Origin of the sequence: Calothrix sp. PCC 6303 (assembly GCF_000317435.1) — a bacterium.
Classification (GTDB): Bacteria; Cyanobacteriota; Cyanobacteriia; order Cyanobacteriales; family Nostocaceae; genus PCC-6303.
Genome location: NC_019751.1, coordinates 120,666 through 134,603 on the forward strand (window position 1 = coordinate 120,666; position 13,938 = coordinate 134,603).

Below are 13,938 nucleotides of genomic sequence, written 5' to 3' on the forward strand. Positions count from 1 at the left end.
ACCAGTAATTACAGCTTAAAACTTAATATCTTGCCTGATTCTTCCCTCAATTGCTTCGATCTTTATCTAATGAGTCAAGATATGTAACTTTTTCCCCTAATGGAAATCTGAATAACTTAAGATTCTCTTAAGATTACCGAAGGTCTAATTATGCATTGTCCAAAGCAATCGATGTCAACAACGCGAGCAAGCTCACTAAATTCCTCAGAACTACGGCATTTGTGGTCTGTGGTGGAAGGCACTCAAACCAGTATCCTACTTGGATCCAACGATGCCGATTTGATTCAACAGCTGACACGGCAAATTGAATTCACTGGTTTATTCACTTCCGAGCAAATAAATAGGTTTAATGCTTACTTGCGATCGCGTGTCCTGCTAATCCGTGATTTAGCCAGTGCCCGCGCTGCATAGTTTAGCAGAAATTAGGCTTACTGATACGGTATTTTCAGAAGAAGTCAGCATGATTACTCCATATCTTCTTGAATCTCAGCTTATCAAGTTTATTTTCGTTGGCGTAAATTTATCAAAAGTGTTCCTCATCCAGTACTATGATTCTCGTCAACCGGACTTCAAACCATAGTAAGTTCGTGAGCTTAAGTCATTTTAAATACTAAATGGCTGGTAAAATGTGCGAAAAATATCCCATCATCCAGCTAGCACAACACAGCGGAAATAAGCCTACCATTGAATCCGGCTAAAAAGCTATATGTAATTTTTATCACGACTTTCCACAGGATTAGTTGATAAAAATTTCAGCACCAAAATTATTTAATTTAACTTCAGCTTATTTATATTTTGTTATATTCAGATTATTAAGTATTGAGCCTGAATAGGCAAATTCTCGAAAACTAATCCTTTCGGCAATTTTTTACTTTCATGGTTATTAGTTAGGTTCTATACATGCTAAGACTACCCTTAAGTATCAACATTATTAATCGCAGAAAAAGATGTTCCCTTTTACGAGGTATTTCACCAACAGAAGCATCTCAAAATCTAAATGTGAGCCAGAACAGCTTGTATATGTTGATGCAACGCGAACAGGCTTACTCACAGCGAATTAACGGACGTAGGCTAATTAGCGAAAGTGCATTGATGGAATATCAAGCTAGGCAAGGTAGATCTTTTGGTTAGAATTCCCATAGATAGTTGTACAATCTAATACAAGTGCATATTGTAACGGATTACACTTTCTAAATCAGGGGAAAAAATGACAAAATCAAGTTTGATTAAGCCTTAATAAAACATCACATCAAATGTTTTCTATATACCAACCATATGTGATGATGAAAACCATAGTTGTAGAGACGTAGTACTACTACGTCTCTGCATAATTGTGTATTTATGTAGAAGGTTCCAATTCGGATTGTCTGATCAAAGGTAAAGGCAATCCCGTAAATTCTATTAATTCCTGAGATGGAGATTGCATTGCTGGTTTAGTCAAATATTTCCCATCATTGATTGGAGATACCACATTCATTTTGTGGGCAATACTGTAATAACGGTGAGTTTGCTGAGTTTTATATCTTTCCTGGATGCTTTCATCAGCGATTTTATTTCGCAGTTTAATAATTGCATCAATTACAGCTTCTGGTCTGGGAGGACATCCGGGAATATAAACATTAACGGGAATTAACTTATCGACTCCTCTAACAGCACTGGGGGAATCTACACTAAACATTCCACCTGTAATTGTACAAGCACCCATAGCAATGACATACTTTGGTTCTGCCATTTGTTCATAAAGTCGCACCAAGTTTGGCGCATATTTCATTGTAATTGTGCCAGCAGTAATTAATAAATCTGCTTGTCGTGGAGTTGCGCGGGGAATCATCCCATATCGTTCCATATCAAAGCGTGATGCATAGGCTGCCATAAATTCCATAAAGCAGCAAGCTGTACCAAACATCATCGGGTACAAACTGGACATTTTTGCCCAGTTGTAAAGATCGTCGAGTGTTGTGAGAATAATATTCTCAGATAATTGTTGTGTAACTTCAGGATATTGAGCAGAGTTGATAATTGTGTCAGTCATGAGCTAATTTCCCCCAAAATTAATTATTTTTGGAATAATTGCGTATGCATACAAAAAACTTTCTGGAAAGCTGAGTGGCGTTTTATATCTACAGTTTAGAATTAGCTTTTTTCGGACGCTTGTGAGACTTTATCTAAACTCGGATCAAAATACTTATAAAGCGATCGCATTTTCAACTTCGGCAGCTTTAAGGGCTTTTTGAAATAATGCGATCGCATAAAATTTCTAAATGATGAGATCAGGGATTTTCTGCCTTATCGAAAGTTAAAAAAAAGCCCTCAGCAATAACTGTTGGGGGCTAAAGTAAATTTTTGGAAAATATTTAGATTATTTATACTGATACTAGGCGACGGAGGGATTCAGCGCGACGTTTAGCTGTGGTGTTATTAGGTTCCAACTTCAGTACTTCTTCGTACATTTCTAAGGCTTGAGTGGTTAACTTTTTACGTTCATAAGCATGACCAAGATTATTGTATCCCACTACATACTTCGGGTTGGCTTTGATGGCTTCTTTGTATTGACGGATTGCCAAATCATACTGTTCTTGAGCAAAATAGGTAAAACCAAGCCCATTGTAAATCAGGGAAATATTTTCTTCCTCTTCAACTTGGGCAGCTTTTAGGGCTTTTTGGAATAACGCGATCGCTTGAGTGTAGATCTTCTTTTCAGAGTAGATGCTAGCTAGTTCATAATACTCCTGTGCGGTACCAGCTTCTTTGCTGAGTTTCTTCTGTAACCGGGAAAAAGAACTTTCGACTTTACGGGTTTTAAATATCTGCTGAAATATACTGACAACGGCAATCGCCAATATCACTACCACTACAGAAAGATAAATAACTGCTAATTTGCTATCCATTGGTTTAATTAAATTTCACTTCTTGGTTTATTATGGGTAGTTTTCGGCTGAGAATTTTTTAAGAAAGTTTACAGTTGGGTAATGGGGGGGGTATTCGTAGTTTAGCAAAACAAGCTCAATTCATGATTCCAAAATTGAAGACGGTGGCAATCCCCAAAATTTGATTCTTTCTTGCAGCCATCCTTGTTCCAGGTAAAGTGCGATCGCTTGATCAATTTTCCGTCGAAGTGGGTCGTGTTTCAAACCTTTGGGAATTATTACACACAATGGTTCGGTTGATAATCGTGTTTCTAGGAGCCGATATTGGGGATATTGCCGCACCCAACCACTTAAAACTGTGGCATCAGCAGCGAAAGCATCAATTTTATTCTCCTCAAGTGATTGCTGTGCAGTCAAATAGGAATCCACGCCCACTAATTCGGCACTAGGTATAAAATATTCAATATAAGATATTGTACTTGATCCCTTCAAAACTCCTACTTTCAGCTTTTTTAAATCTCCAAAATCATCTACACTAGTATTTTTTGTAACTAATACTGTGCCATCTAAATAGTAAGGAATACTGAAATTAACCAACCGAGCGCGAGATGCCGTTGCCGTAAATCGGGCAATAGCAATATCCACCCGATTATCCAATACTTCAGCCATGCGATCGCGGTTATTCACAGCACGCAATTTTACAGCTTGGGAATCTCCCAATAGATCCTTAGCCAACCTTTTAGCTAAATCAATTTCTAAACCTTGGAGTTTACCCTCAGCATCACGAAAACCCAAAGGGTAAATGTTATCCTTCACTGCTACAGTTAAATAGCCACGTTGCTGAATTTCCCGAAGTTCAGTAGCATCACTAGCCGCAACCAGAGGAAAAAGACAAAAGCTAAATGTCAAAATAATCACAATTAGTCGGCGAAATAATCTCATCTCAACTATCACTTGTTATAGTGGATAACTTTAACCAGACTGATAAACGTATCACTCTTTGACTAATTACTGTTCACCGTTAAACCTGTAGTCGAATTTTAGATAGACTTCGCAAACTTCAGCGCAGTCAACCTTCAATTTGCATAGAAACTGAACAAGTAGCCTCAATAGTTTACTTATTTTTCAACTAAAATATATCTCTCTAATCCCCTAATTTTAAACCTTTACTTGCTAACCACTCCGGATTATAAAGACGTGATTGATAACGCGAACCACTATCGCATAAAATAGTCACAATAGTATGTCCTGGTCCCATTTGCTTCGCTAATCTTACAGCGCCAGCAACATTAATTCCTGTAGAACCACCCATCAATAAACCGTCCTTCTTTAACAATTGAGAAACCACTTGTAATGCTTCGTGATCATCAATTTGCATTGCATCATCTGTGGGGACATCTTGCATATTTGCCGTGATTCGACTATTACCAATTCCCTCAGTAATGGAACTACCTTCTAATTTAATTTCCCCAGTTTTTATATAACTATATAATCCACTACCCATCGGGTCAGCAACAACACATTTAATTTGAGGATTTTGTTCTTTCAAAAACATAGAAACTCCAGCAAAAGTTCCACCAGTCCCAGTGGATGCAACCCAACCATCAACTTTTCCATCAGTTTGTTGCCAAATTTCTTTCCCGGTGGTTTCATAGTGGGAAAGACGATTCGCTAAATTATCAAATTGATTTGCCCAAATGGCGTTTTCCATTTCCGAGGCAATTCTTCCCGACAGTTTCACGTAATTATTTGGATCTTTATAAGGGACTGCGGGAACTGGACGAACTTCCGCACCCAACGCTACTAGTGCATCAATTTTTTCCTGGGATTGAGTATTAGGAATAATAATCAGGCATTTGTAACCCTTAGCATTACAAATATGTGCCAATCCAATACCAGTATTTCCCGCAGTTCCTTCAACTACAGTTCCCCCTGGCTTCAACAAACCTTTTGCTTCTGCATCTTGAATAATATATAGTGCAGCACGATCCTTAACTGAACCACCAGGATTGAGAAATTCTGCTTTCCCTAAAATTTCACAACCTGTTTGTTCACTAAAGCTGTTTAATCTAATTAGGGGAGTATTACCAATTGTCCCAATAAATCCATTCTTAATATCCATGTTTTTCTTCTCCTTATAGTTTTATCTAAATCACAAAATCATTTTAATATAAATAACTTCAACTACTTTAATTCAGAATTTCACAAATTCGCTGATTACCAAATTTTACTTAAATCCAAGCTAAACCCAAATAAAATAGATTCACCATTAATTGTCACAGGATTATCTAAACATTCCTCTTCCACTCCTGGACGATATACATAAACTTGGCGATTTTTTCTGTCAATCAACCAACCAAGTTTGATTCCTGGTTCTCGCATATATTCAGCCATTTTATGCTTCAATACTTGAAGATCATCAGAAGCAGATCGTAATTCGATGACAAAATCAGGACAAATGGGGGCAAATTTTTCCCGCTGTTCTGCTGTTAAACTATTCCAACGTTCTAATTGCATCCAAGAAACATCAGGAGAACGTTTTGCACCCGTGGAAAGTGTAAACCCAGTACTAGAATCAAAACAAATACCAGTACCATCTTTTTCTGCCCAAATCCCCACTTGCAAAGCAATATTAAAATTTCGATTTCCGGTTTCCGAACCAGTAGGTGCCATGATATATACATCTCCAAATTGATTTTGTTCAATTCTCAATTCAGGATTTGCTAAACAAAATTCAAAAAATTGATCATCAGTTACATGCATTGAAGATGGGAATTGCAACACGAGGGGAAATGACATAACTATCTCCTTTGACTGTTGAGTCTGCCGCTTTTTGGAGAAAAGCATCTGCTAAGACTCTAATATTTTCCCATTGTATTTTGCTAGATTCAAGATTTTGCTGAATTCAATAAAAAGGGTGGGAAAATACCCACCCAAATTCTACTTCAGCATAAATCTTTGGTATTGAACTTATACTGAATCTTCTACTTATTTGGTTGGGGAGTCATCCGTAAGTAAGGTTTAACTTCTTGATAACCTTTAGGAAATTTTTCCTTAAGAACTTCAGGATCTTTCAGGGATGGAACAATCACACAATCATCACCATCTTTCCAGTCAGCAGGGGTAGCAACGCTGTAATCGTCTGTGAGTTGCAACGAATCAATGACTCGGAGAATTTCGTCAAAGTTGCGTCCAGTGCTGGGAGGATAGGTAAAGCTGAGACGTAATTTTTTGCTAGGGTCTATAACAAATACTGAACGTACTGTTACAGTTGCCGCTGCATTGGGATGAATCATGTCATAAAGTTCGGAAACCTTACGGTCAGGATCTGCCAAAATCGGATAATTGAGAGCAGTTCCTTGGGTTTCTTCGATGTCACCCACCCAACCATTATGGGATTCTACATCATCAACGCTGAGTGCGATCGCTTTCACGTTGCGCTTATCGAATTCTGGTTTGAGTTTGGCAACGGTGCCTAATTCGGTGGTGCAAACTGGTGTAAAATCAGCCGGGTGCGAAAACAATACAACCCAACTATCACCAGCCCAATTGTGAAAGTCAATCTCGCCATGGGTGGAGGCTTGAGTAAAGTTTGGTACTGTATCACCTAAACGGAGAGCCATGTTGAAATACCTTGTAGTTCTAGAGCCGTATGTGTCTACACTAATAAATCATCCCATAAAATCCGGTATTCCGATAGGAATTAAGCGGATGCATACAAAATTTAGCTTCCAATATTTGCAGTGAGCTAGGAAACATGTATGTATCAGGGAAACTAATCTGCTGAAAGAGAGACAAATATTACTTTACCGTGAGAACGTAGATATTACCTAGTTATGTTTGAAAAGAAGTGCCTTTAGTTAGAAAAACTTTACAGTTGAGGAAATAAGTTGACTATAAGCCTGGATTAGCTGGAGTGCGATCGCGTCCCAGCTATAATGCCCTAAAGCGTATTTTTGAGCGTTTAAACCCCGACGCTGACATTCTTGGGGGTCTTTCAATGCTTCTCGCAACATCCGGGTTTGTGTTTCTACTTCAGTTTTACCCACCCATCCCGATTCACTTCCCTCAACTTCGCGGCAAATATGCACCTGATCCGAAATTATCACGGGTTTACCTGCTACCATCGCCTCAGCTACCGCAATCCCAAAGTTTTCGTAGTATGAAGGTAATACAAATATATCGGCAGCTTGTAGCAAAGCTGACTTTGACTCACCTGTAACAAAACCAGTAATGGTTGTATGTGTACCTAAAGAAGAATTTTGGATTTGTTTTCTAATACTTTCTTCGTAACCTGGATCTTGGGGATTTGTCCCAGCCAAGATAAAATGAAATTTTAACCCCTCTAACAACAAATTTTCTAATGCGGGGATCAAAATATCCAAACCCTTTTTCGGGTCAATCCGCGACATAAATAACACTATTGGGATATCTTGCGGAATATTATATTGACTGCGAATCGAATTTTGATTACCTAGATATTCTGAAGGGATAACACCCAAAGGTAATACCAAATCTTTCGTAAATACTCCAAATCTTTCAGAAATTTTAGCTTCTTGATCACTAGTAAAATGAATTGCAGCAGCACCAGCTAAATTCGGACGTTCTAATAATGCAGCATATAGTTTTTTTAATTGCCTTTTTTTTATCAAATCAGCCGGATCTAAAGTTCCTAAAGGTCGCAGAATATAAGGTAACTTTTGCTGACGACAAATCCTTGCTGCTAGACTGCTAACAGGGGAAAATAAAGCATGAATATGCGCTAAATCATATTCATGAGCATGAATTTTTAACCAATTTAGTAAATCCAGAGAAAACTTGTAACGACGAAATGGTGAACAACGAAAATAAATTATTTCATAACCGTCTTTCACAATTGGCTGATTCAACGGAACATCTAATGATTTTTGTCCATTATCTCCATTACTATCAGTCGTCAAAATAGTCACCTTGACTCCTGCTTTTCCCAAAGCAGGCGCTAACCCCAAAACCATTTGACTCGGACCACCATAAATCAGAGAAATCGAAGGAACTATCTGTAATACTTTCATATTATATTTAATTATTTACTTTATTTAATTAATATTCTAGGGTGCGTTAAAGCCTTGCGTAACGCACCATTAACCCGACATAGTTCAAGAGACTTGCTTTTTAAAAACGTACCAATCTAATCGTAGCTATCATCGATGTGTGACGCTATGACAATGTAATTCTGACATGATTAGTATTTGTAGCGTCACACCCCCTACAAACAAGTATTAGTATTTTATTTTCCCGGAAGTTACTAACTCACCCGAATTAATACTTAATTGACGTTTGACTATAACAACTCTCTGAAAAATTCTAATTGTTGTTTTGCCATCGCAATATTTGTATACTGCGACATTGCCCTCATATAACCAGATTGTCCTAAATCATGAGTCAAATTAGGGTTATCCATCAAATCAGATAAACATTTAGCAAGTGCTTCTGCTTTTCCTTCAGGAAATATCAAACCCGCGTCACGAATTACATAAGGAATCTCACCAGAATCTGAACCAATTACCGGAACTCCAGAAGCCATTGCTTCAATCAAAACATGTCCAAATTGCTCTTTCCAACCCACCGCAGTTAATGTTTTAAAATTGTAGGTTGTTTCCGAAGGCAATACTAAAGTACTCATTAAATTGATATAATTACAAACTTGGTCGTGTGGTACACTTTCTACCAAAATAATTCGCTCTTTAATTCCCGCTTGGGCAGCCTTATCCATCAACTCCGACTGTAATTGTCCACGTCCTAACAATAAGCACTTCCATGACTTATCTTTTAAAGTCGTTAATGCATCTAAAAGTGTTAATATTCCCTTTTCCCTCACAAATCTACCGACAAAACCCACAATAAAATCATGCTCTTTAATGCCATATTTTGCAGCCAACTCCGGCTGTTTACGAGGGGCAAATAATTTCTCATCCACACCCAATTGAGGCATCACTTTAATCGGTTTATTATATCCTCTTTGTCTCAGAATATCTGCTCCATCCTGGTTTCCAGAAATTGCCCCGTGAGTATTCTTCAAGTTATATTTTTCCAGTAAAGAGGCTGGAAATTTCAACTCATAGGGCAGATTCCACCAAGTAAAAAATGTATTTTTTGCCTTAATGCCTAAAAACTTATTCAAAGTGATAAATTGGCTATAAGATAACCCCTTTGCACCCTGCTCTACATGAATAATATCAGGACAAAAATCTCGCATTACTGGGATTAAATCAGCACCAAAAGTTAAAAGTCCCTGGTGATTTTGACTAAAATTAGAAACTGGAACAATTCTAAAATTACCTTCATCCAGGAACTTTGTTTCAATAATTTTGTTTTGGACTCCACCAGGTTTCCATAGTTTGGGAACTACAACTGTAACTTGAATATCGGATTCTAGCTTAGATAATGCCCGGAGTTTTTCACAATTTAAATCTACAATATATGTATGACTTGCAACTAATATTTTCATAATCCTGTTCAGTTATTTTGATTGAATATAAAGAGAGAGACGAGATACTTCACGTCTCTACCAAAATGTCATTCATCTCCAAATTAATTAACTTACTTGTTCATCGAGACGACTATAAACTTGACCATCATTCCAGCGAGATTTAACTACACTAAATAATGCATTAATAAAACCTAAAGTGTAGAAAACACCTCTAGTTAAAACCTTAATTGGAGAAGCACTTTTATGACATGGTGGACGACCTAAAACATGACAATCAAATAACCGTGCATAAAGACGTAAAGCTTGATTCAAATTCAGATTTTTTAAACCCATTAAAAAGTGATTATGATAGAAAGCAAGTTGATATTTAGTCGAACGTGTGCTGATGTCGTGGCAACCACCTGTTTCTTCACCCAAATGTACTAAATGTGCTTCAGGTTGATACCAAATTTTGTACCCAGTTTGACGTATTCTCAAACAAAAATCTGATTCTTCCCGCACTGCACTACCTTGAAATCTCTCATCAAAATGTAGTCCATATTTTGTAAAAATTTCACGACGGAAAGACATATTGCAACCCCTTGTAGTTAATACTTCTTGGGGTTTAATTGTATGAACTAAATCGATATAATACCAAGCGATTCCTGGATCCATTGCTTGGGGTGGTAAATATTCAATAGTTTTATAATTAGCATCTCCCTGAGTCTTCCCTTGTGCAGCATCATCCATTTTCATCCGGTCAAAAACCCTACCTGCTACTGCACCAACTTCTGGCATATCTATATAGGTTTGAATATGTGCTTTTAAAAATCCTGGTTCAACTTTAACATCATCATCTGTAAAAACAATAATTTCACCACTGGAACGGCGAACTGCATAATTTCTTGCTCCAGGCAAGCTTGCCCAATTCAGACGATACAATTTAATTTTATTAGTTTGTGATAATGCTTGAAGATACGTTTCTGTTTCTGGCTCATGTTGGAGAGTTTGATCTACAACTAAAATCTCATAATTAGGATAATCTTGCTGAAGTAGATCTTCAAGACTATCACGCAATGCTTCTTCACGACCGTAAGTAGGAACAATTACTGAAACAAATGGTAAAATCATAAATTAATATTAATCTGATAAATTAAGAATCACTGTCAAAAAAATGCAAGCAAGTTGGCGTTAAAATTTGTTTGTAATCCATTACATAATTAGGCTTTTTTATGCCGACTTACTTAGCTCAATAATCATTATTTCATGCACTATTCGTCTTGACCCTGAATGTTTTCTTCTCCTGTTTACCTTCAGTTTCTTGAATTGCTTCTTCTTTTAGTCTTTCTAATTTATCAATTTCTGGCAATTTCAAGAGAATTCCGGCAGCAAACCAATAGTAAACAGCCACTGGATCTACATCCAGAGGGTAGTAATAAGTGTTGTAACTAATAAACAATATAAACACCCACATGGCAGCTCCGTAACTGCGAAAATTACGGTTTTTTATTCGTCTATATGTACGAAAGCAAATAAATGTCAGTGTTGTTACTAATCCCAGAAATGCCAACATTCCCAAAATTCCAATTTCGTGTAGCAATTTGGGATAATAGGTCTCAATTAATTTTGTTTCCCCTAAGGCACGGGCAGCATTAGTAGCCCTTCCTAAACCATCTCCGAGGGGTCCGTCCACGTTTTTCCATACTTCCTCAAATTGTTGGGTAATAAATTCGTAGGGTGGTGAAGCTTCCCACCGACTAACAAAGCTGGCTGTTCGTTCTTCGATAACAGTGGGGTTACTGGCAATTGCACCACCTAGGATAACAACTAACCCACCGAGTAGAGGTACAAAGCGTTTAAGGTTAGCCAACTGTCCTGTGAGAATCAAGCAAAGAACAAAGCAAGTGGGTACAAGGGCTAGGGCAATTCGTTGTCCAGAAATAACAGCGTTAACAAATACCAATGCCATAGAGAGTAAACTAACACCTCGCCAAAGTATCGAAGGATCACCAAAACCAGTGGCAAAAGTAAAAAATGTACTGGATATCAAAAACCAAGCCCATTGCCAAGGTGCCACAAATGTCCCTGGTAAGCGAATCATGCCTTGGGAAGGACTGTACACCAAAGAACCGCCAAAATAGCATCTAGCTTCTAGAGTGGCTTTGAATAAGGCTGCACCCACAGCATCCTGTGTACCTTTACATATACCAACTAACAAAAGTAAGTATTGGAGAACTCCCAGTAAACAACAGGTGAGAATAAGAATGACTTGCATTCGCGTGATAATTAGAAAATCACGTTTAGAACGAATCAAATAATAAATGCAACTAATCAAGGGTACGTATCCTAGAAGTACCTTGAGTCCGAGGATACCCATACCCAGAGGAAGTTCTTTGGCGGCTGCTTTGAAAGCTGAAGCAGAACTAGGGCTAAACTGCTGTCCTCCGTTGACAAATAGAAGGGTTAAAGTACAGCAGCCAAGTAAGATGTACAGTGGGTTTTTTAGACCTTGGGGAATCAGGAAGGGTAAGCGTTGCTTTTTCAAGCTTTGCCAAAGTGCAATTAAGGCTGGGACATAAAAGGCATCTTTAGCAAGTTGGAGAATCGGACTGTTGCCAATGTAGTAGGTAATTGTGCCGCCAAAGGGAACATAGATTAAAAAGGCAAATATAGCTTGACGGGGGTATTTGTAGGAAAGGGCGATAATGAGTACGCCTAAGACACCTGGTAATGCAGCTTTAATTCCGCCAACTGCAAACAAAATAATGCCTAAAAATAACCCTCCTCCAATAGCTGTGGAGAGAGTGCTAGTGAGTTCCTTGCGTGCTTGGGCAGCCTTGCGTTTCTCCGCTAAACGTTCTTTGATGTCAAGTTCGGAACCTTTAGCTTGCTTTTTTGATTTTGATTTTTTGGTTTTTTTAGCTTTGGATTTTTTTTTGAGCATGAGGTGAGAGGTTTAAATTTGACAATAAGTGAAAGTTAAAATAGTAGATATACTTACAGAGTTCGAGATGTGAGTCAAAATTGTGTGTTCACTTATACAGTGACTTAAAACTTGCCAGAAGTAATCAAATAGCTTTTGAGTGATACAGTGATAGAACTGATACTTTATATAAACTTAATTTTTTTCCAGTGCCCAGGGAAAAATATACTAGGAAAGCCGGGAGAAAAATTCTGAACTCGCTTAGTTAAACCTCGTCTATTTTGAGAACCGTAGTTTGTAACTTCAGATTGTGGGTAGGCGTAGCCAGCCCTACGGGCTTATGCCACTCTTCGTAGCTTGCGCCTCTTTGGGAGTGAAGCCCCTAGCGCGTCTACCTGAAGTCGCAACGACAAAACTCCACCTTCAATGATGGACGAGGTTTAGTTTTATTTAATAAAGTTGGGAACCCTTTGATTAGCATTCCCAAAAAATGGGGTAATTTCAAAGATTGGCAAAATAACTAGACTAAAAACTATTGTCGATTTATCATTAGTGATCGTGAGTTTTGCAAGCAAATATGAACGCCCAAGAAATTATCCGCTCAATTGAAGCGGAGCAAATTAAGACCGATTTACCCGACATCTATGTTGGTGACACCATTCGTGTCGGTGTCAAAATCAAAGAAGGTGAAAAATTTCGGATTCAGCCCTATGAAGGTGTCGTTATCGCCAGACGACATGGTGGAATTAACCAAACAATCACCGTGAGGAAGGTTTTCCAAGGTGTAGGAGTAGAACGGGTATTCTTGATCCATTCTCCCCGTATCGATAGTATTAAGGTGATTCGTCGTGGTAAAGTTCGCCGTGCTAAACTTTTCTACTTACGCGATCGCGTCGGCAAAGCAACCAGAATCAAACAGCGCTTCGACCGTCCTTTGTAGCGCCAAAACCAAAATATGGCAGAAAGCTTACCGAAAAAGCCGCACCTGCCGATAATCTCAATCCTCGACAAAAAAAATTTCCAAAAAGTACCAAGTTGCGCTATAATTGTCAAAGTTCAGCGCAATAACTGAATTAAACACATTCGTGCGCTCTTAGTTCAGTTGGTAGAACGCAGGTCTCCAAAACCTGATGTCGGGGGTTCAAGTCCTCCAGGGCGCGCTCTCTTAGTACTAGCAATTAAACCCGGAATTCCGTGCCAAAGCTGTAAAACATTTCAGCCAACCCCGGATGTTTCGGGTTTAGTTTATTGCTACAGTATCTATTTAGCAGAGTCCCCTTAAGACTCAGAAAAAAGATTCAGGTGTGGATCTGGTGATTTTCCTTCGATGCAGTTGCAAGGCGAGCTAGAAATAATATCATTTAGTTAGCACCAAAAATGTATTTACAATTTGAGGGGATAAGCAACCGTGTCCAAAAAAAATGAAGCCGAAATGCCAGAGTCATCCCCTGGAAGCAGCTTGGGGAACTTTATTCAAGGTACTAAGGAAGAATTCGAGAAAGTAGTCTGGCCCAGTCGTCAACAGTTATTCAGCGAATCGGCTGCTGTATTGTTGATGGTGTTCCTCAGTGCATTTTTGATCTTTTTTGTTGATAAATTCTTTATTTGGGCAGCGGCAGTTATATTTAACAAAACCCAGACCGTTGCCTCTTTGATCGGTCTATTGGATAGATTATTTTAGGTAGGCAACACAATAGGTG

14 protein-coding genes and 1 tRNA gene are annotated in these 13,938 nt (G+C 38.3%); 5 read left to right on the forward strand and 10 right to left on the reverse strand.

The genetic code is table 11. The annotated features are described in order from the left end of the window. Window positions 1-171: 171 nt before the first annotated feature. Window positions 172-411 (forward strand): hypothetical protein, encoded by a 240-nt coding sequence (locus CAL6303_RS00485; RefSeq protein WP_041738887.1) that lies wholly within the window; start codon window positions 172-174, stop codon window positions 409-411. A 489-nt stretch (window positions 412-900) separates the two neighbouring features. After that, window positions 901-1,131: a DNA-binding protein gene (locus CAL6303_RS29695; RefSeq protein WP_015195869.1), complete on the forward strand. Its 231-nt coding sequence runs from the start codon at window positions 901-903 to the stop codon at window positions 1,129-1,131. 208 nt (window positions 1,132-1,339) lie between these two features. On the opposite strand, the gene nuoB is transcribed toward CAL6303_RS29695, so the two are convergent. The 10 genes from nuoB to hpsL all read right to left on the reverse strand — a co-directional run bounded on the left by nuoB (window position 1,340) and on the right by hpsL (window position 12,259). Continuing rightward, window positions 1,340-2,032, reverse strand: a complete 693-nt coding sequence (nuoB, locus tag CAL6303_RS00490) for an NADH-quinone oxidoreductase subunit NuoB (protein WP_015195870.1) — start codon at window positions 2,030-2,032, stop codon at window positions 1,340-1,342. A gap of 331 nt (window positions 2,033-2,363) precedes the next feature. Further along, entirely contained in the window at window positions 2,364-2,888 is a 525-nt protein-coding gene (locus CAL6303_RS00495; protein ID WP_015195871.1) for a tetratricopeptide repeat protein, read from the reverse strand. 120 nt (window positions 2,889-3,008) lie between these two features. Next, window positions 3,009-3,809, reverse strand: coding sequence for a transporter substrate-binding domain-containing protein (locus CAL6303_RS00500; RefSeq protein ID WP_015195872.1), 801 nt, complete (start codon window positions 3,807-3,809; stop codon window positions 3,009-3,011). 202 nt (window positions 3,810-4,011) lie between these two features. Next, on the reverse strand, window positions 4,012-4,989 hold the full coding sequence (locus CAL6303_RS00505) for a cysteine synthase A (RefSeq protein ID WP_015195873.1): 978 nt from the start codon (window positions 4,987-4,989) through the stop codon (window positions 4,012-4,014). A 95-nt stretch (window positions 4,990-5,084) separates the two neighbouring features. After that, a complete protein-coding gene (locus CAL6303_RS00510; protein WP_015195874.1) occupies window positions 5,085-5,666 on the reverse strand; it encodes a Uma2 family endonuclease in 582 nt (193 codons plus the stop codon). Between the two features lie 185 nt (window positions 5,667-5,851). After that, a complete protein-coding gene (locus CAL6303_RS00515) occupies window positions 5,852-6,490 on the reverse strand; it encodes a peroxiredoxin (protein WP_015195875.1) in 639 nt (212 codons plus the stop codon). 237 nt (window positions 6,491-6,727) lie between these two features. Continuing rightward, window positions 6,728-7,918: a hormogonium polysaccharide biosynthesis glycosyltransferase HpsP gene (gene hpsP / locus CAL6303_RS00520; RefSeq protein ID WP_015195876.1), complete on the reverse strand. Its 1,191-nt coding sequence runs from the start codon at window positions 7,916-7,918 to the stop codon at window positions 6,728-6,730. Between the two features lie 269 nt (window positions 7,919-8,187). Further along, the gene (hpsO, locus tag CAL6303_RS00525; RefSeq protein WP_015195877.1) at window positions 8,188-9,354 is read right to left on the reverse strand and encodes a hormogonium polysaccharide biosynthesis glycosyltransferase HpsO; all 1,167 of its coding nucleotides are present in this window, start codon (window positions 9,352-9,354) and stop codon (window positions 8,188-8,190) included. Window positions 9,355-9,441: 87 nt separating this feature from the next. Then, window positions 9,442-10,446 (reverse strand): hormogonium polysaccharide biosynthesis glycosyltransferase HpsN, encoded by a 1,005-nt coding sequence (gene hpsN, locus CAL6303_RS00530; RefSeq protein WP_015195878.1) that lies wholly within the window; start codon window positions 10,444-10,446, stop codon window positions 9,442-9,444. A 133-nt stretch (window positions 10,447-10,579) separates the two neighbouring features. Beyond that, window positions 10,580-12,259, reverse strand: coding sequence for a hormogonium polysaccharide biosynthesis protein HpsL (gene hpsL / locus CAL6303_RS00535; protein WP_015195879.1), 1,680 nt, complete (start codon window positions 12,257-12,259; stop codon window positions 10,580-10,582). Window positions 12,260-12,815: 556 nt separating this feature from the next. Here hpsL and rplS point away from each other — a divergent pair. The 3 genes from rplS (at window position 12,816) to secE (ending at window position 13,919) form a co-directional block, all read left to right on the forward strand. Continuing rightward, entirely contained in the window at window positions 12,816-13,178 is a 363-nt protein-coding gene (gene rplS / locus CAL6303_RS00540) for a 50S ribosomal protein L19 (protein ID WP_015195880.1), read from the forward strand. 147 nt (window positions 13,179-13,325) lie between these two features. After that, window positions 13,326-13,398, forward strand: a tRNA-Trp gene (locus CAL6303_RS00545). 248 nt (window positions 13,399-13,646) lie between these two features. Then, window positions 13,647-13,919, forward strand: coding sequence for a preprotein translocase subunit SecE (gene secE, locus CAL6303_RS00550; RefSeq protein ID WP_015195881.1), 273 nt, complete (start codon window positions 13,647-13,649; stop codon window positions 13,917-13,919). The last annotated feature ends 19 nt before the right edge of the window (window positions 13,920-13,938 follow it).